Source organism: Alkalihalobacterium elongatum, from assembly GCF_019024285.1.
Classification (GTDB): domain Bacteria; phylum Bacillota; class Bacilli; order Bacillales; family Bacillaceae_F; genus Alkalihalobacterium; species Alkalihalobacterium elongatum.
The window spans coordinates 1-16,347 of record NZ_WMKZ01000001.1 but is presented as its reverse complement, the minus strand read 5'-3'; the positions used below and the strand labels follow the sequence as shown (position 1 = coordinate 16,347).

The 16,347-nt window shown below is 34.2% G+C and carries 23 protein-coding genes; 20 read left to right on the top strand and 3 right to left on the bottom strand.

Annotation, left to right across the window (positions count from 1 at the left end; genetic code table 11):
• Positions 1-3 precede the first annotated feature (3 nt).
• Together nagA and nagB are read left to right on the top strand one after the other, a co-directional pair.
• The gene (nagA, locus tag GKP30_RS00115; protein WP_216827356.1) at positions 4-1,179 is read left to right on the top strand and encodes an N-acetylglucosamine-6-phosphate deacetylase; all 1,176 of its coding nucleotides are present in this window, start codon (positions 4-6) and stop codon (positions 1,177-1,179) included.
• The gene (gene nagB / locus GKP30_RS00110) at positions 1,180-1,902 is read left to right on the top strand and encodes a glucosamine-6-phosphate deaminase (RefSeq protein WP_216827355.1); all 723 of its coding nucleotides are present in this window, start codon (positions 1,180-1,182) and stop codon (positions 1,900-1,902) included.
• A 325-nt stretch (positions 1,903-2,227) separates the two neighbouring features.
• Here nagB and GKP30_RS00105 read toward each other — a convergent pair whose 3' ends face one another.
• Positions 2,228-2,452, bottom strand: a complete 225-nt coding sequence (locus GKP30_RS00105; RefSeq protein ID WP_216827354.1) for a sulfurtransferase TusA family protein — start codon at positions 2,450-2,452, stop codon at positions 2,228-2,230.
• Between the two features lie 113 nt (positions 2,453-2,565).
• On the opposite strand from GKP30_RS00105, the gene GKP30_RS00100 reads away from it, so the two are divergent.
• From GKP30_RS00100 to GKP30_RS00080, 5 genes are all read left to right on the top strand, one after another.
• Entirely contained in the window at positions 2,566-3,228 is a 663-nt protein-coding gene (locus tag GKP30_RS00100) for a Crp/Fnr family transcriptional regulator (protein WP_216827353.1), read from the top strand.
• Between the two features lie 75 nt (positions 3,229-3,303).
• Positions 3,304-3,795, top strand: a complete 492-nt coding sequence (locus tag GKP30_RS00095) for an OsmC family protein (RefSeq protein WP_216827352.1) — start codon at positions 3,304-3,306, stop codon at positions 3,793-3,795.
• Positions 3,796-4,014: 219 nt separating this feature from the next.
• Positions 4,015-4,701, top strand: coding sequence for an HAD family hydrolase (locus tag GKP30_RS00090; protein ID WP_216827351.1), 687 nt, complete (start codon positions 4,015-4,017; stop codon positions 4,699-4,701).
• Between the two features lie 19 nt (positions 4,702-4,720).
• Positions 4,721-5,386, top strand: a complete 666-nt coding sequence (locus tag GKP30_RS00085) for an HAD family hydrolase (protein WP_216827350.1) — start codon at positions 4,721-4,723, stop codon at positions 5,384-5,386.
• A 31-nt stretch (positions 5,387-5,417) separates the two neighbouring features.
• Positions 5,418-5,798, top strand: a complete 381-nt coding sequence (locus GKP30_RS00080) for a nuclear transport factor 2 family protein (protein WP_216828051.1) — start codon at positions 5,418-5,420, stop codon at positions 5,796-5,798.
• Positions 5,799-5,846: 48 nt separating this feature from the next.
• Here the strand turns inward: GKP30_RS00080 and GKP30_RS00075 are convergent, their stop codons facing one another.
• Entirely contained in the window at positions 5,847-7,016 is a 1,170-nt protein-coding gene (locus GKP30_RS00075) for a Ger(x)C family spore germination protein (RefSeq protein WP_216827349.1), read from the bottom strand.
• A gap of 221 nt (positions 7,017-7,237) precedes the next feature.
• Here GKP30_RS00075 and GKP30_RS00070 point away from each other — a divergent pair, with 221 nt between their 5' ends.
• The 12 genes from GKP30_RS00070 (at position 7,238) to GKP30_RS00015 (ending at position 14,907) form a co-directional block, all read left to right on the top strand.
• Positions 7,238-7,666: a hypothetical protein gene (locus GKP30_RS00070; RefSeq protein WP_216827348.1), complete on the top strand. Its 429-nt coding sequence runs from the start codon at positions 7,238-7,240 to the stop codon at positions 7,664-7,666.
• 24 nt (positions 7,667-7,690) lie between these two features.
• A complete protein-coding gene (locus tag GKP30_RS00065; protein WP_216827347.1) occupies positions 7,691-8,233 on the top strand; it encodes a GNAT family N-acetyltransferase in 543 nt (180 codons plus the stop codon).
• An 81-nt stretch (positions 8,234-8,314) separates the two neighbouring features.
• The gene (locus GKP30_RS00060) at positions 8,315-9,193 is read left to right on the top strand and encodes a GNAT family N-acetyltransferase (RefSeq protein WP_216827346.1); all 879 of its coding nucleotides are present in this window, start codon (positions 8,315-8,317) and stop codon (positions 9,191-9,193) included.
• A 117-nt stretch (positions 9,194-9,310) separates the two neighbouring features.
• Complete coding sequence (locus GKP30_RS00055) at positions 9,311-9,871, top strand: cysteine hydrolase family protein (RefSeq protein ID WP_216827345.1); 561 nt, start codon at positions 9,311-9,313, stop codon at positions 9,869-9,871.
• Between the two features lie 71 nt (positions 9,872-9,942).
• On the top strand, positions 9,943-10,158 hold the full coding sequence (locus GKP30_RS00050) for a DUF6366 family protein (protein ID WP_216827344.1): 216 nt from the start codon (positions 9,943-9,945) through the stop codon (positions 10,156-10,158).
• 145 nt (positions 10,159-10,303) lie between these two features.
• Positions 10,304-10,603 (top strand): DUF2283 domain-containing protein, encoded by a 300-nt coding sequence (locus tag GKP30_RS00045; protein WP_216827343.1) that lies wholly within the window; start codon positions 10,304-10,306, stop codon positions 10,601-10,603.
• Between the two features lie 74 nt (positions 10,604-10,677).
• Positions 10,678-11,451: an alpha/beta fold hydrolase gene (locus GKP30_RS00040; RefSeq protein ID WP_216827342.1), complete on the top strand. Its 774-nt coding sequence runs from the start codon at positions 10,678-10,680 to the stop codon at positions 11,449-11,451.
• Positions 11,452-11,541: 90 nt separating this feature from the next.
• Positions 11,542-12,189, top strand: a complete 648-nt coding sequence (locus GKP30_RS00035; RefSeq protein ID WP_216827341.1) for a hypothetical protein — start codon at positions 11,542-11,544, stop codon at positions 12,187-12,189.
• Positions 12,190-12,303: 114 nt separating this feature from the next.
• Complete coding sequence (locus GKP30_RS00030) at positions 12,304-12,873, top strand: hypothetical protein (RefSeq protein ID WP_216827340.1); 570 nt, start codon at positions 12,304-12,306, stop codon at positions 12,871-12,873.
• A gap of 142 nt (positions 12,874-13,015) precedes the next feature.
• Positions 13,016-13,381 carry a hypothetical protein gene (locus GKP30_RS00025; RefSeq protein WP_216827339.1) on the top strand — a complete coding sequence of 122 codons (366 nt, stop codon included), beginning with the start codon at positions 13,016-13,018 and terminating at the stop codon, positions 13,379-13,381.
• Between the two features lie 220 nt (positions 13,382-13,601).
• A complete protein-coding gene (gene lepB, locus GKP30_RS00020; RefSeq protein ID WP_236034833.1) occupies positions 13,602-14,216 on the top strand; it encodes a signal peptidase I in 615 nt (204 codons plus the stop codon).
• Between the two features lie 178 nt (positions 14,217-14,394).
• Entirely contained in the window at positions 14,395-14,907 is a 513-nt protein-coding gene (locus tag GKP30_RS00015) for a hypothetical protein (RefSeq protein WP_216827338.1), read from the top strand.
• 78 nt (positions 14,908-14,985) lie between these two features.
• On the opposite strand, the gene GKP30_RS00010 is transcribed toward GKP30_RS00015, so the two are convergent.
• On the bottom strand, positions 14,986-15,630 hold the full coding sequence (locus GKP30_RS00010) for an SDR family oxidoreductase (protein ID WP_216827337.1): 645 nt from the start codon (positions 15,628-15,630) through the stop codon (positions 14,986-14,988).
• Positions 15,631-15,819: 189 nt separating this feature from the next.
• On the opposite strand from GKP30_RS00010, the gene GKP30_RS00005 reads away from it, so the two are divergent.
• Positions 15,820-16,182 carry a group I truncated hemoglobin gene (locus GKP30_RS00005; RefSeq protein ID WP_216827336.1) on the top strand — a complete coding sequence of 121 codons (363 nt, stop codon included), beginning with the start codon at positions 15,820-15,822 and terminating at the stop codon, positions 16,180-16,182.
• Positions 16,183-16,347: the final 165 nt, after the last annotated feature.

Sequence of the window (16,347 nt, the reverse complement as noted above, 5' to 3'; positions counted from 1 at the left end):
GACTTGAATGATCATACCCTTCTCATCAAAAATGTTCGACTATATACAGAAACAGGTGTTATAGAAAAGGGCTGTTTGCTCGTAAAAGGAAAAACAATTGAAGCGATTGAGAAAGGAAACAAGCTTCAAGAGGAAATTCCAAAGGAACTTACATTAAATGGAAACGGTTTACAAGCCATTCCAGGGTTCATAGACGGACATATTCATGGAACCCACGGAGCCGATGTGATGGATGCTACACAAGATTCACTTGAGAAAATAGCAAAAAAATTACCAGAAGAAGGTACAACCAGCTTCTTGGCGACAACGATAACACAATCACCAGAGAACATTGAAAAAGCTTTAGCGAATATTGCAGTTTATAATAATAGACCGAACAGTGCTGAATTACTAGGAGTACATTTAGAAGGGCCTTTTATTGAAAAAAGTAAAGCAGGAGCTCAACCAAAAGAGTTTGTAATTTCTCCGTCAATAGATTTATTTAACAAGTGGCAATCCATTTCGGGAAATAAGATTAAAACGATCACGCTTGCACCAGAGAAGGACGAGGATCATATCTTTATAAAAACTATATCTAATCAAGGAATAAAAATATCCGCAGGGCATACAAACGCAGGGTTCAATATAATGAAAAAAGCCGTCGAGGCTGGCGTAAATCAAGTGACTCATCTATGTAATGCGATGACTGGACTTCATCATCGAGATATTGGACTAGTTGGTGCGGCATTTTTACTGCAGGAGTTACGAAGTGAATTAATTGCCGATGGAATTCATGTTTCTCCAGAGATGATTAAAGTCATTTATCAAAATATCGGACCAGACAGATTAATACTGATTACAGATGCTATCAGGGCAAAAGGTCTTGAACCAGGCCAATATGATTTAGGTGGACAAAGAGTCACGGTTAATAAAAATAGAGCTAAATTAGCAGATGGAACATTAGCTGGCAGTGTGTTAAAAATGATTGATGCAATTAAAAATATTCGTCAAATGACAGGTGCGGCGATCGAGGACTTAATAAAAATGGCAAGTTACAATCCTGCTAAACAACTAAACCTTGATAATCGCAAGGGAAGCTTAAATATAGGTAAGGATGCAGACATTTTATTAGTAGATGATGATTTAAATATTCATTATACGATCTGTCAAGGACAAATAGTGTACAAGGAGGTTAGATGAATGAAATTGGTAGTTATGAAAAACCACGAAGAACTGAGCAAACATGCATGTGAACTAATTATAAATAAAGTGAATTCATTGTCTTCTCCTGTTCTTGGACTTGCAACTGGATCAACGCCTGAACGTTTATATGAGATGATGATTGATAAATACAACCAGAAAGTAGTCTCCTTTTCACATGTAAAAACGTTTAATTTGGATGAGTATGTTGGTTTAAGCGAAAATGATACGAAAAGTTATCGATATTATATGAATCATCATTTGTTCAGTCAGGTGAATTTTACAAAAGGACAAAATCATATTCCAAATGGGATGGCAAGTCATTTAGAGCAGGAATGTCAACGCTATGAGCAATTGATTGCAGACGCTTGCCATATTGATTTACAAATTTTAGGGCTAGGTCATAATGGACATATCGGTTTTAATGAACCAGGCACCTCATTTTCCACGAGAACACATGTAGTTGATTTGGAACGTTCAACTCGTGAGGCGAACGCTCGCTTTTTTGAAAGTATAAAAGAAGTGCCTACTCAAGCGATTACAATGGGGATCGAGACTATTTTACAAAGTAAACAAATTATTTTATTAGTGTCTGGAGAACAAAAAGCCAAAGCATTGCACAGACTGTTGAATGGGGAAGTGTCCGAAGACTTTCCAGCATCAGTGCTGAAACGCCATCATGACGTCACGATTATTGCGGATGAAGCAGCATTACAGCTATAAGGATATGTGCAAAATGGCATATTTAAATGTTTGAAATTTAATCGATCACAGCATAAATTAGTAAAACAAATTACAGGTAGCCTTTAAAATGATAGATGTTAATTAAACGTGTTTAAAGCTTACCAGTATTGTATTCGTAGAAGTTTCCAAGGAAAAGCAACTGGTTTTTATAAGCAATCAAGTTAGAAATATATACTGATCTAACAGATACGATGCTTGATGTTCAAGCATCGCATTCGCTTCTAATATAGATGTGAAGAATAACCCTTACGATAGATTAGAGAATAGCTATCTTTTCCAGAGTCTAAGGACTAAGTAATTACTATTATCCTTTTTTAATCCAGAATTTTAATGAATTATCTTCTTCTTTATAACCTACAAATTCGTTACCAGTCGCGGCTGCCCAGCCTTTGAGATCATTGACAGACCCTTTATCAGTCGAATGAATTTCTAAAACGTCTCCTGAATTTAATTTATCCATTGCCTTCTTTGTTTTAACAATAAGCATTGTACAAGAAAAGCCCTTAATATCTAATATATTATTTTCCATGATATATGTTCCTCCTTCGAAAGTTAATTCCCTTATATTATAATGTAGGCTATAGGGTATGTGATGTAAGGATGCTTACATCACATACGTATTTTAAGTCAGAGGTGTTCAATATGGTAGAAACGAATCAGCTTTATCCTTCGGGTGTCATTCATTTATTTAATAAAGCCCGTGTTGAAGAATGGAAGAATAATAAACCGTATCATTTTAAAAAAGGTGAACAAATTACTTATCCAGGTAAATTAACAGACGAAATATATTTAATTGTGGATGGAAATGCTCGTGTTTTTCATGTGCATCCTGATGGGAAAGAGTGTGTGTTGGGCCTTCTTAGTACAGGTGATTTTATAGATTTATCGAGTGCTTTTATGGATAAAGAAAGTGATGCTTATTCGATAGCATTAACAGAAGTTACGGTAGTTAAGATACCAATAAAAGAAATTAGAGAAGAGGTTATCCAAACACCTAATTTAGCATTAGCTTTGTTACATCATTTTTCAAATCGCTTAAGAGATGTTGTGTATATCTTAGAGCAAGTTGCCTATGAAAAGGTCGAAGAAAGACTCATCAACTTATTTAAAAAATTAATGGACCCAGAAAATGAAGTAGATGGATGGCTACCTTTACCACCCTTTATTACTCATAAGGATATCGCTGGAATGATTGCCTCAACAAGAGAAACCGTTACCTTTTTAATTAATAAGCTGTCTCAAAATGAAGTGATACGTAATGAAAACAGTAGACTGTGGATTTCAAAAAAATCGGTAGAAATGTAAGGATCCTTACATACAAAGACTAACCCCTCGGGGTATTATATTGGTGTAAATCATAATACTTGGAGGGAATAAAAAATGAATGGAATTAATGTAAAAGCATTAGAACAAACAGTAGAAGCGATTCAAAATGACCCGACCCTAAAAATGAGAAACTGGGCAGCACAGGTTAAATGGGAAAATGGTGTAAAAAATCTAGTAAAAATTCGAGACTTTGAAAATATCGTAATGGATGAACCTGAAACATTAGGTGGAACAGATGAAGGGCCAAATCCAGTTGAAATGTTAATTGGATCAGCAGCAAGCTGTTTCGCTATTACATTTGAGGTGCTAGCAAGTCAGAATGGAATCACGATAGAAGCTGTAACGGTTGATATTGAAGCAGGTTTGAATGCAGCTGTATTTTTAGGTCTTGAAGAAGGTGACGGTGGGATTATAAATCCAGTGATTTCATTAAAGGCAGAAACATCTGCACCTATAGAAAAAGTAGAGGAAATTGCGAAAGTTGCGTTAGTTAAATCACCAGTTCTTGCTAGCTTAAGTACCGAAATTAATGTAAAAGTGGTTTAAATCAATAAAAAATTAATAGATCTTACTTACTTAATACATCACTTACAAGGTGGTGTATTTTTTTCTTGTAAAGCTGTGGTAAGGTAGATTGTTTTTTATACCAATTAAATGGTGTTAAACTATAAATAGAAATAGACCATGGTTTAGCGAACGAAGCAGAAGATTAAATGAAATTTTTAGTCAAGTAAGGTTTTAACCTATTATGAAAGGGAGCTAAAGATGGAGAAATATAAAGTGATTTTATTTGATTTAGACGGAACACTATCAGACCCAAAAGAAGGGATCACTAAATCTGTTCAATATGCATTAAAGAGAATGGGAATTGATGAACCCAATATTAATAATCTTGAATGTTTTATTGGGCCACCATTACAAGTTTCATTTGCTGAATATTATAATTTTGATGATAACCAAATAAATATAGCAATAGATTTATATAGAGAGAGATTTAAGGAAAAGGGAATGTATGAAAATGAATTATATCCGAATATTTCTTCGCTGTTAAAAACTATAAAAGAAAAAGGGCTGATCTTAGTTGTTGCCACTTCAAAACCAACTGTTTTCGCCGAGCAAATATTAAAGTTTTTTAATATTGATCAGTATTTTGAACTTATTGTAGGAAGTAATCTTGATGGAACACGGGCTTCAAAAACTGAAATTATTCAATACATATTAGAAAAGTATAATGAGTATGAACTTAATGAATTTATTATGATCGGGGACAGAAAGCACGATATTATTGGAGCTAATAATACTGGAATTAACTCTATTGGAGTTACTTATGGATACGGTTCAGTTACAGAAATAAATGATGCCAATCCTACATATATAGTTAGCAGTGTTAAGGGTCTAAAAGACATTCTAATGGGCGTCACGAATTGCATCCTTTCTACTAAAAGCGAATAGAGAAGAGAGCTGGGTTAAAGTGATTAAAGCAGCGATATTTGACTTAGATGGCACTTTATTAAATCGAGATGAGTCAGTAAAAATTTTTATAAATAGGCAATACGATAGGCTAAATAAAAAGTTAGGACATATCCCTAAAGATAAGTATGTGACACGATTTATAGAGTTGGACAAGAGAGGGTATGTTTGGAAAGACAAAGTATATCAACAGTTAGTTGATGAATTTAATATTGCTAGACTAAGCTGGGAAGAACTGCTTCAAGATTACATCGGCGAGTTTAAGCACAGCTGTGTACCTTTTACTAATCTCATACAAATGTTGGAAGAATTAAAGAGTAGTAATTTTCTTTTAGGGATAATAACAAATGGTTATGGACGTTTCCAAATGGATAATATAGAGGCTTTAGGCATTAAAAATTATTTTGATGTTATCCTAGTATCAGAATGGGAAGGTATTAAAAAACCAGAACGAGAAATATTTGATAGAGCCGTAAAGAAACTTGATGTATCACCTTATGAAAGCATTTTTGTGGGGGACCATCCAGTAAATGACGTGAAAGCAGCTCAAAGTGCTGGGTTTAAGGCCATCTGGAAAAAAGACATTCAATGGAAGCATGTTGATGCAGATTACATAGTTGAGGATTTAGCAGAGGTCCCATTAATAATTAAACAAACAAGCAACTAACAAAAAGATATTAAATGTGGAGGTTAAAATTATGGATTTAGATTTAAAAAAACATTTGCAGAAGTTAGAAGAACGGCACACAGCACTTGACGTTCGTAAAAGTCGTGAGGAACTAGATCAACTACTTGCAGATGATTTCTTTGAAATAGGTAGTTCAGGTTATTTTTCAAATAAAAAAGAATGCATTGAATCTGGAGTTGTATTAACGGAAATGTCATTACATAATTATGAAATTTATCCATTATCATCTGATATAGTTTTATCTACCTATTATATAGCTGATATCACGAGAAATCGAAATACACTTCGTAGTTCGATTTGGAAAAGGATTGATGGTAGATGGCAATTATATTTTCATCAAGGTACGATAACACCAATGCAATTAAGTGATGCGATTAAAGATATCACTTAAAAGTTTACAGGCAATAACCCAAAGAACGGGAAGAACAAATCACCTCCATTATTTAACCCATGGAAATTGAAATCGTTCAGACAGACCTTGGTTTGGTTCTATGACTGTGTTTTCAATTAAGTTATAGTTTTCAATATTTGTTTCTACTTTAATATTTACTTTTGCTTCTTTAAAAGCTTGATCCCAATCGTTTTGAACTTTTTCCCAATATACAGGAAGTCTGCGGCGAACTTCTGTACCAATCCCGAGTATATCGGTGACAGGCTCTTCCTTCATTTTTACCAGTAACTTCTCCATTCTAGCTTTAACCTCATCAGCGTACCCTTTTTGTATTTTATCAAACATACGTTCATCCAAATCAGTAGTTGAGTGCCATTCATTGATGTTGGCGTATGTACTTACGGAAATATCTACAACTAACCGATTATCTTGTATCTTTGGCTGAACCGAAGCTTTTGCTCGTAAACGCTCTAATGCAAACCATTCCTCTTGGTCTGGAACCTGAAATGTAAAAGTGTCATTTCCTGCTTCATTTCGATATATACGAAGGGCATCTGCTAACATATCATTGATATCCTTAACATAGACTCCTTCTTTGATAATTGCAGTTCCATCTAAATCAACATGTGGTTCTTTTTGATCTTCATCAGAATGTTTCTTTAATCGGATAACATAAGCACAGCGGCCAGGTTCATAACTCATTTCCATAAACTCTTTTAATGTAGGTGTTATAGCTCTTTGATGACTGTCTTCAGCGGCTTCTATTCCCTTAGCTAGGCTTATCCCTGACAACGGATCTAATGGGGCAGGTAAGGCAAGTAAAGTTGAAGGTTGGTCAGCAATAAATAAATGACTAGTCAGGCGGAACATTTGATCTCGAAATACAATATCGAGCGAAGGAAATATGCCTTCTTTGGCAATATCAGTACTTACGATAAAAGTCCGGGCATGTGAAAAGAAAAGTCTTCGATGCAGCCCTTTAATCGCTACCCGTCCTGCTTCAAAGTGTGTTAGACCTTCCGAAGCAATCATCATATGGGCGTCGGTTGCCCCTTGTTCCAATTTGACAGGTTGGAGGAATTGAAGCTTCGGTGTAAATAGATGTCCTTCTTTTTCGATCGCTACTGCTGCAACAAATGAAGATTCTCCAAGTTCTTTAGAACTCCAACAACCAGTGAGTAAACTGCAGATTAATAAGCTGATAAGAGCTTTTTTCATAGATAGCTCATCCTTATGTTCAATTCAATATTTAAGTTACTTTAAATTCCCATTAATATAAAACATATTTTCCCACATCCTTGCATTAAATATCCAGCAAATTTCCAGTTTTTCATATGAATTAAACAGGGAGGATACTTTATTAACAAAAGAGAGGAAAATAATGTTAAAATATTTTATAAACTATAAGTCTCAAAGCACGAAGTAGGGAGATAAATCCATTGAGAATATTTACTGTATCCATACTATTTTCATTATTGTTAATTGGTTGTTCATTTGGAAAATATGAAGCTAAAAAAATAGATACAATCACTCAATTAAAGCCAACTGAAGAAGATCAATATCATATGTTTGTATTTTTTGATTTTCCTCATCATGAAGTTCCAGATCCGTCTTGGTTAGAGGAAGTGGATGAGTATTTACAAATGCAATACGAGATATACGAGAAGATGATGCCAATATTAAATGCAGATCTAAAGACAGATCTGTTTGGTGTACGAAATGCTAGCGAAAATCAGGAGCAAATTGACTTTTTAAACATTAATGAATTTCCTACTTGTATTATCCTTGATAATACGGGAATTGTATTAGCTACTACTGATATGTACGAGGCTGCTGAATTTTTACGGATGCTTCCTGATACTAATTAAAAAATATAGGTTGGAGGATATTTTATGATCTATGATACTCAAAATAAAACAATTACAACTAATAGGCTCGTACTTAGACTTTTTCAAAAATCTGATGCAGCAGCGGTTACTAAACTATGTAATAATTATAATATTTATAAAAATACATTGTACTTACCGTACCCATACACTATAGAGGATGCTTTAGCTTGGATTGAACATCATCTTGATCATTTCACTGCAAATAAATCCTATGAATTTGCTATCACAGATAAAGAAAATGGAGAATTATATGGGGCGATGGCGTTATCTAATAACCAAAAGTTTAATCATGGTGAAATCGCCTATTGGATTGGTGAAGAATATTGGGGAAATGGATATGCGACAGAGGCAGCCCAGGCAATATTGCAATTTGCATTTGAAGAAAAACAATACCATAAAGTATTTGCTCGTTACTTTCAATCCAATCCAGCTTCAGGAAGAGTTTTACAAAAATTAGGGATGAAAAAAGAAGGCGTATTGATTGATCATGTAAAAAAAGAAAATCGTTATGAAGATTTAGTTTATTATGGGATTATTCAGCAGTAGTAGTATTTTAGATTTTTAGATATTGGATGTTGCTACCAAGAGTTATTCAACGAAAAGATTAATGGATATGAGGAGATTAAAGTGGCAATTATAAAATTGATGAGAAAAGACGAGGTCGAAATGGTCGCTAATTTCATTTCAGAGTTCAATCAAGGAGAAGAAGCTCATATTGGATATTGTGGTAAAGATAGCTCTGAAATCGCTCATTCATTAAAAGAAGACATAACAGATATCACATACAATAACAGCTTTTTAACTCTTCTTGAGGATGGTAACTTGATCGGTGTATTAGGATTTGATGCGGACCTTGAGAGCAAAAGTGCTGAAATATGGGGACCATTTATTAAGGAGAATAAATGGGACGTTGTTAATAGTATGTGGGAAAAAATGTTGGAATTACTTCCAAATGAAATAAATTCAATCCATATGTTTCCCAATAAACAAAATAAAAACGTCCTTGAGCTCGCTAATAAGCTTTCGTTTGTTAAACATAGTGACCAAACGATATTGACGTTTGACCGAAACAGACAAGAAGATCTAGAAGAGGTTCCTCTTGTCGAGTTAACAGAAGAATATATTGCTGAAATGGTTGATATACATGATACAGCTTTTCCTAATACATATTACAGTGGTCAACAAATTTTAGACCGACTTAATGAAGATCGTAAAGCTTTTATTATCGAGACTAACCATCAATTATGCGGCTATATTTATGTTGAAGTAGAACCTACTTATGGGGAAGCAAGTATTGAATTTTTTGCCGTAAAAGAAAGTGAACGGGGAAAAGGAATAGGGTGTCAATTATTAAATGTGGCCCTTAAATGGATATTTACTTATGAGAGTATTGAGTCTATTACTCTATGTGTTAATTTGAGTAATAAAAACGCTATTCATTTATATAAGAAAGTTGGATTTCTACATAGCCATGATCTATGTTTTTTTACTAAGCAGCTTTGTTAAAGGGTATTATAAATGTGCATTTTTTGTTAGAGATTAGGTATCTCTGGTCATAACTTTCAATAGGAATGTTCAATTTTTAGATTGTAAGAATTATATTTCCTGGAGGTCTTATTTTATATGGTGAAAAAGGCTTTAATTATAGTAGATGTTCAAAAAGCATTTGATGATAAGAAATGGGGAGTACGTAATAATCCTAACGCAGAAGAGAATATTAGTAAGATCTTAAAAGTATGGAGAGAAAAAAATTGGCAGGTTATATATATAAAACATACGTCGGACACACCTTCTTCAGTATTGCACCCTAATAATAAGGGGTTTGCCATAAAAGAAATAGTAAAGCCAATAGATGGAGAATGCATTATAACAAAGAAAGTAAATAGTAGTTTTATTGATACGAATTTAGAGGAGTTTTTGAAGGGAAAGAAAATAACAACAGTTGTAATTACTGGACTGACTACACCTCATTGTATATCGACTACTACAAGAATGAGCGGTAATTTAGGTTTCGATACATACTTAATTTCTGATGCAACAGCTGCGTTTGGGATGATTGGTCACAATAATAAATTCTATGACGCTGAAACTGTACATGAAATATCACTAGCAACCTTACATGATGAATTTGCTACAATTCTTTCAACAGAACAACTAATAGAGAAAATCACTAAAGCTGATTGAACTAAAGTGGAGGGTAGTGCGTAAGGCGAGTTGGTAAGTGCAAATAAAATCGAAAAAGTGAAGGTTTTTAAGTGAGTGAAGAGAAGGAAACTTCAGAGAGGCTAAGAGAAAGATTAAGACAAGAGGAATTAAGAAGAAATGCAACTGGTAATATGGGTGATGCTTATAATAGAGCAAACAGTGGAGGTCTTGTTGATTTAGTTGGCAGTTTAGGTTGGAAAGGAACAGGGATACTTATTCTTGTAATCATAATAGGTTTTATACTAGCATCCTTTTTCTTGAACTAATGTGCAATCGTTTTAACTGAATTCTCTCTTTTTCATTGAGCAAAGGCGGAATTTAAAGAGGAATTCAATCAATAAACCTTTAATAATTCTTTAATAATAATAGATAGCTGTGTTGCACCAGAAAAAGTGAAGGGTCTGTCTTTAATTGGCTGAAGATTTTATTGAACAAATTACATACGATAAGGTTGCTGGCATGGGTTATATATATTTAAGCGAGCCTTTTAAGTTTGAAGTGACATATACAGAGGAATTACCAGTAAATCCAGATTTGAACTTAGACTTAGGAAGTGAAGTCCCGATTGTCGGAATAGAGTTAGGTGGTACCTCTGCAATAAAACTAAGTTCTTTAAGGTGTGAGGAAAAGCAGTTCATAACGAAAACAAACGAGAACGGAGAAGTTTATTACATATTGTTGATATTTCTATTGATTTCGATTGGACTTTGAAACTTTTTTCTTTACAAAACGTAAACAAATTATCTTATAGAGTGAAGAAAGTTGGAATCTTAGTGAGATATTGCATGGATCATAACTGTTTATATTACGAAATTGAAGGAAGCGGGCACCCCATTCTAATACTTCATGCGATGGGAACCGACCATAGGTCAATGAAGAAATGGCTAGAACCTGTCTTTAAAGAAAAGCAAGGATTTCAGCGTGTTTATGTGGACCTTCCATGGCATGGGCAAAGCATTTGTAAAGACATCGAATCAACTGAAGGAATCCGACTATTACTTTCCGCTTTTATCTCTAAATTCCTCGGAAATCAAACGTTATCAATAATAGGGCATTCCTTTGGGGGCTATATCGCTCAAGGTTTTATTAGCGATAAACTCGAAGGACTATGTTTATTGGCTCCAGTTATCCACCAGAAAGAGAGAACTGTCCCAAGAAAAACGGTATATGATCGCGATGAGACCGCTTTAACTAAAGTAGATTTCGAGATTCGGAACGCTTTTGAAACTTTAATGGTTTATCAATCTGCTGAAAATCTTCAATTATTCTTAGATGAAATTCAACCAGGCCGCCTTCTTGCGGATCGGGCGTTTCTAGCATCAAACTGGAGAGACTCTGGCTACTTTTTTAATGCAGATCCTTTAGCTAAACCATACATTGGAAAATCTCTACTAATTGCTGGGAAGTTAGATTCAATCTGTGGTTACAAGGACTATTACAGGCTTTACGATAAGCTTCCAAATTCAACATTTGCTATTCTCCATTCAGGTCACTTACTGCAGATTGAAAAAAGAGTAACCGTGCAGTTCCTTATAAGGGACTGGCTCAAAAAATTGTGATGAGTTATCCAAATAAGTGCCATCATTAAAGAAGCGATTTTTTTGCTTCAGGAGGTGTCATAGATTATAAGAAAAAGAATGATAAATCTAATGAAAAAATTCATTCTAGATAAATCCCAATTATTAAAAATAGATGAGTTGAAATTGCCAGAGCAAGCGATAACTGAGTTTGAAGAAATTTCCACGAGGTATTTATCAACAGGTGATGGTAGTCTAATTTCATATAACAGTAAATACCCATTATATTTGTTTTTAAATTATGTAATTGAAAATAAAAATGTCTTAGTACACGGATCTAATAATCCCTCGATCACTGAATTTGAGCCCCAAAATAGTTCACTCTTTAATGGTAAGCCGATTAAAGCAGTGTTCGCTTCATCCGACGGAGTATGGTCTTTATTTTTTGCAGTTTTAAATAGGAGTAGGCATGTTGGTTCGATTAGAAACCTTTGCTTATCGGTTACTACGAATAAAGGAAAAAAACGTTATTATTACTTTTCGATCAATAATAATGATGAACCAGACCAGTGGAGAGATGGAACCATCTACTTTTTCCCAAAGTCTCTATTTAAACAAGGCGGGATTGGAGACGAATGGGTTTATGAAGATAAAGTGAAACCAATTGCGAGATTGTCCGTTAGTCCTAACGATTTTCCATTTTTAGATAAAGTCAGCATACATAAAGAATCTGATTCGGTAGTAAAAACTATTTTAAAAGCATTATTCATAAAAAAGTGAAGTAAGATCGTTCATGTAAAGGGAGTTTGAGTTTAATTGCAGGAGTTGTCGTCAAGGCAGCTCCTATTGCTTATTGAAGTTCAGAAAAAAAGCCAATAAAAAAGAGGCGATGGAATGATTGAAATTCGTACCTTTATTAGTAAAAACAACATATGGTTTAATGAAAAATTAAGTGAAACAGATTTTGAAAAACAATATATAGATTTTGAGGACATGGAAAAAGAAAAGGAAATTAAGGTAGCATTGAGATACTTGAACGATAATTTAGATTTCTCTCCAAAAGGATTTATTAGAATAACATTAAATGAGCAAGAAATCATAGGTGAAAACGAATTTGGCAACCTAAATGAATTATGGGAAACCTATATTACGTTATTAACTGCTTATCTAAAAGAAGGGAGAGCAATAGAATATTTTGACTTCTACTATAAAATGATTACATTACAAACATATGATGAAACACGTTTAGTTTTACAACTCTCATTTGTTCGAGAAGACAAAGGAGCTCCAGAACTGTCTAATAGTCTAATTAAAGAATTTAGCTTACCTAAAGATGCATTTACCGTAGCACTTCTGAAAGCTGCCTGCACCTATTATGAGACTATGTTGAAATATAAAGATAATGAAAAACTCAAGATGAAGCATAAAGGTTTGTTTAATCTCTATCGTTCTTATGGGGTCTGACCCCCATTGCGTTATGCGTTAACAAAGTGGGGATCAGACCCCTATTTGGTTTTGTCTTTATTTTCATTCTTTTTCTTAGTGGGCTGCAATGAATTAAGTGAAAATGCAACAATTGCAAAGAACTATTTAAGTAATGAAGGATTTGAGGTTATTTCACACGAAAGAGACGGCTGGCAAGAGTTTTTCAAAGTTTGACTTACTGAAGTTTTTTAACGAACAAGTTTGGGCCGTTCAATATAATGAGCCAGATGAATACTTTAATAAACGAATTGATACTGTGACCTTCATTATTAAGAATCAACCTTTAGATGAACAATTTGATATCGGAAAAACAATCGTAACTGTTTGGTTATTTGAAGGAGAAGTAATTGGAGGCAGTTCTTATCCAATTTCAAAAGACAACGATGTAGGTGGAGCACCGCCTTCGTTAGATGGGAAAACACCAGAAGAGATACAGGGAGATTATCAGAAGTGGTTAGAAGGTTGGCAAGAAAAATATGAAGGTTAATTATATAGTTTTGATTATTGAATAAATGGTTGCATTAGTAAAATAAAGGGCTGTAGTTGATGCAGCCCTTTATTTATGTTCATCTTTATTGGGAAATTGTGTTAAACTAATAGAAACAGTATAGATGAGGGGAAATTAGTAATAAATATAATTTTTAAAATGTTTATTCAGGGGAAAAATTTCAAAACATTTGAAAATTATTTTAATAGGAGTGAAAGAGTTGATTAGATTAGTTTCAGAGGTTGTTAATTGGAGTAAAATTCTTTTGTTTACAATAACGTTATCAATTATTATAAGCGCATTTGTTATTCAACCTTTTTCGGTAATGGGTAGTTCCATGGAACCAACGTTAGATGGAAAAGACCCATTCAAAGACAGAGATAGTGGAGACCGTGTTATAGTGTCAAAAAGTAGCTACACTTTGGGTGGAGAGCCAAAGTATAACGATATAGTGATTATTGATAGTCGTATAAGCAAAGAGAGGACTATGAAGGACAACTTATTAGAGAGTCCCATTGTCAGTAAGGTTTTGAACAGGAATTATAATGAAACAAATTATTGGATTAAAAGAATTATCGGAGAACCAGGTGATTTATTAGAGTATATAGATGGTAAAGTCCATCGTAACGGAAAGGAATTAGATGAGGACTACTTAAAAGATGGGATGCAGTTTCCATTTGAAACAATTGTTGTGCCAGAAAACCATGTTTTCGTAATGGGCGATAATAGAAATGGTAGTCATGACAGTAGAGATATAGGCCCTATTCCAATTGAAAATGTACTAGGAAAAGTTTTATTTAGATATTATCCATTTGATAACATGACTAACTTTTAAGATAAAGAGTGAATTATATCTTGAAATAAAGGGGCGAGGGTTGAGCAACAAGAACAATTAATGGGGTAAGTAAAATTTCATATTTTCCCCCTCAAATCTGCCCTTTTGCTAACAGTGGCGGTTTTTTTTTGTGATAATGGACAATTTAAAAAAAAGTAAAAATGAGGTGAGGTGACTTATGATCACAAGAAGACATTTTTTATTTAATTTAGGGTTGGTAATGATACCGTGGTTATCGTTAATTTTCATTGGTAAACGTAGTTTTAAGCGATATTCGATAGCTGGTGTATTTATTGTTATTTTTGAGGTCATCAATCATATGTATGGGAACAAGCGGAAGTGGTGGAAATTTTACGAAAAGAAAAAGTCATTTTTAAGGGATGAACTTCCTTTTAGTGTGGGACCTTATATGCCGCTTTGTATGTGGATCCTAAAATATTCGTATGGAAACTTCAAAAAGTTTGTGCTCCTAAATGGTATTGCAGATGGGATTTTTGCCTTTGTTATGATGGATGTCTTTAAGAAGTTAAAAATTGTACGTCTCAACCGGTTAAATCAATTTCAGTTCTTTATGTATATCCATTACAAAGCCTATTTATTATATCTTGTACAGTATTTGGTTGAGAAAATTAGACGACAACCCACTAGTAATATGCGAACAAACTCACATGAGTCATTACAATCCTATTAGTCTTCATATTGGAATAGAAAGTAAGGAGCGAACAAAAGCCTACAATGTTTTTGAACATGTAGGCTTTAAATGTAATGGTTAGATCTTTCTTAACGCATCAACAATTAAATCTTCACCAGTCACGAGATCAAATGAGCGATTAATTGTATGATCCTCATGTAAAGCTACCATAATGGTATGGGCTACGTCTTCGCGAGTGATAGATCCTCGTTCTAAATTCTCCGCAGCAGAGACTTTTCCTATTGCTGGTTCATTTAAAAGGAGACCGGGTCGGATGATGGTGTGCGCTAAAGTACTTTGTTCAAGAATTTTGTCTGCATAATGCTTGGCGACATAGTAAGGTTTTATCTTTTCATTCCAGTTTTCTCTTCTGTGAGCCTGCAAGGCACTAACCATAATAAACCTTTTAATTCCTATTTTTTCAGCGGCTTCTATCGTTTTTGCAGCTCCATCAAGGTCAACTAAAAGCGTTTTTTCTGCACCTGTGTGTCCTCCAGATCCCGCGGTAAAAACGATGGCGTCACAACCTTTGGCTGCTTTGGCAATTTCATCTACACTACCTTCTAAATCTGTCAGTGCTGTTTCCACACCCTGTTTTTCAAAAGCTGCTGCTTGTTCTTCCTTGCGAACCATCGCTTTGACAGTATGTTCGTTACTTTCACTTAAAAAATGTATAAGATGTTTTCCAATTTGTCCATTTGATCCAACGACAAACACTTTCATAAGATCAATCCCTCCTAAACATCTTTTATTATAAAGCGCTATTGGTTTATTCTACCATGTTTTTGGTTTTGGGGTCTGTCCCCCATCGCATTAATGCGATGGGGGACAGACCCCCTTCTTCTTTATGGTTAAAAATTAACCAATCTGAAAACAATAATTATGAAAAAACTAAAAAAGAGGTGTAAATAATTGGGACAAACATTATATGAAAAAGTTGGTGGCGAAGATACCATCGCAAAAGTAGTAGATTATTTTTACAATGAATTGGTTCTTAAAGACGATACGGTTAATCACTTTTTCAAAGATACTGATATGGAAAAGCAACGCCTTCACCAGACAAAATTTATTAGTTATGCCCTTGGAGGTCCTAATACATATTCTGGTCAATCAATGGCAAAAGCTCATGAGGGAATGAACATACAACCTGAGCATTTTAATGCCATTGCAAAACATCTTCATGATGCCTTAGCACACTTTGGAGTAAGTGAGGCTGATATTGATGAGGCTTTAAGTAAAGTGGCTTCACTGAGAGACGATATAATGTATAAGTAAATATTTTAAGCTATTAATAAACAGCACGTTTTTGATTGATTTTCACAACGTGCTGTTTTTCTATATTTTTATATGGGGTGTGGGGTCTGACCCATTGGCGTTGCACGATAGTATGTATTTTGAATATATGAAACTTTTTTCCATATGTATTATTAGTGGAAATAG

Coding starts and splice junctions, on each gene's coding strand:
- nagB (WP_216827355.1), top strand. CDS start 1,180: ATGAAATTGGTAGTTATGAAAAACCACGAAGAACTGAGCAAACATGCA.
- GKP30_RS00105 (WP_216827354.1), bottom strand. CDS start 2,452: ATGGAAAATAATATATTAGATATTAAGGGCTTTTCTTGTACAATGCTT.
- GKP30_RS00100 (WP_216827353.1), top strand. CDS start 2,566: ATGGTAGAAACGAATCAGCTTTATCCTTCGGGTGTCATTCATTTATTT.
- GKP30_RS00095 (WP_216827352.1), top strand. CDS start 3,304: ATGAATGGAATTAATGTAAAAGCATTAGAACAAACAGTAGAAGCGATT.
- GKP30_RS00090 (WP_216827351.1), top strand. CDS start 4,015: ATGGAGAAATATAAAGTGATTTTATTTGATTTAGACGGAACACTATCA.
- GKP30_RS00080 (WP_216828051.1), top strand. CDS start 5,418: ATGGATTTAGATTTAAAAAAACATTTGCAGAAGTTAGAAGAACGGCAC.
- GKP30_RS00075 (WP_216827349.1), bottom strand. CDS start 7,016: ATGAAAAAAGCTCTTATCAGCTTATTAATCTGCAGTTTACTCACTGGT.
- GKP30_RS00065 (WP_216827347.1), top strand. CDS start 7,691: ATGATCTATGATACTCAAAATAAAACAATTACAACTAATAGGCTCGTA.
- GKP30_RS00055 (WP_216827345.1), top strand. CDS start 9,311: ATGGTGAAAAAGGCTTTAATTATAGTAGATGTTCAAAAAGCATTTGAT.
- GKP30_RS00040 (WP_216827342.1), top strand. CDS start 10,678: ATGGATCATAACTGTTTATATTACGAAATTGAAGGAAGCGGGCACCCC.
- GKP30_RS00035 (WP_216827341.1), top strand. CDS start 11,542: ATGAAAAAATTCATTCTAGATAAATCCCAATTATTAAAAATAGATGAG.
- GKP30_RS00030 (WP_216827340.1), top strand. CDS start 12,304: ATGATTGAAATTCGTACCTTTATTAGTAAAAACAACATATGGTTTAAT.
- GKP30_RS00015 (WP_216827338.1), top strand. CDS start 14,395: ATGATCACAAGAAGACATTTTTTATTTAATTTAGGGTTGGTAATGATA.
- GKP30_RS00010 (WP_216827337.1), bottom strand. CDS start 15,630: ATGAAAGTGTTTGTCGTTGGATCAAATGGACAAATTGGAAAACATCTT.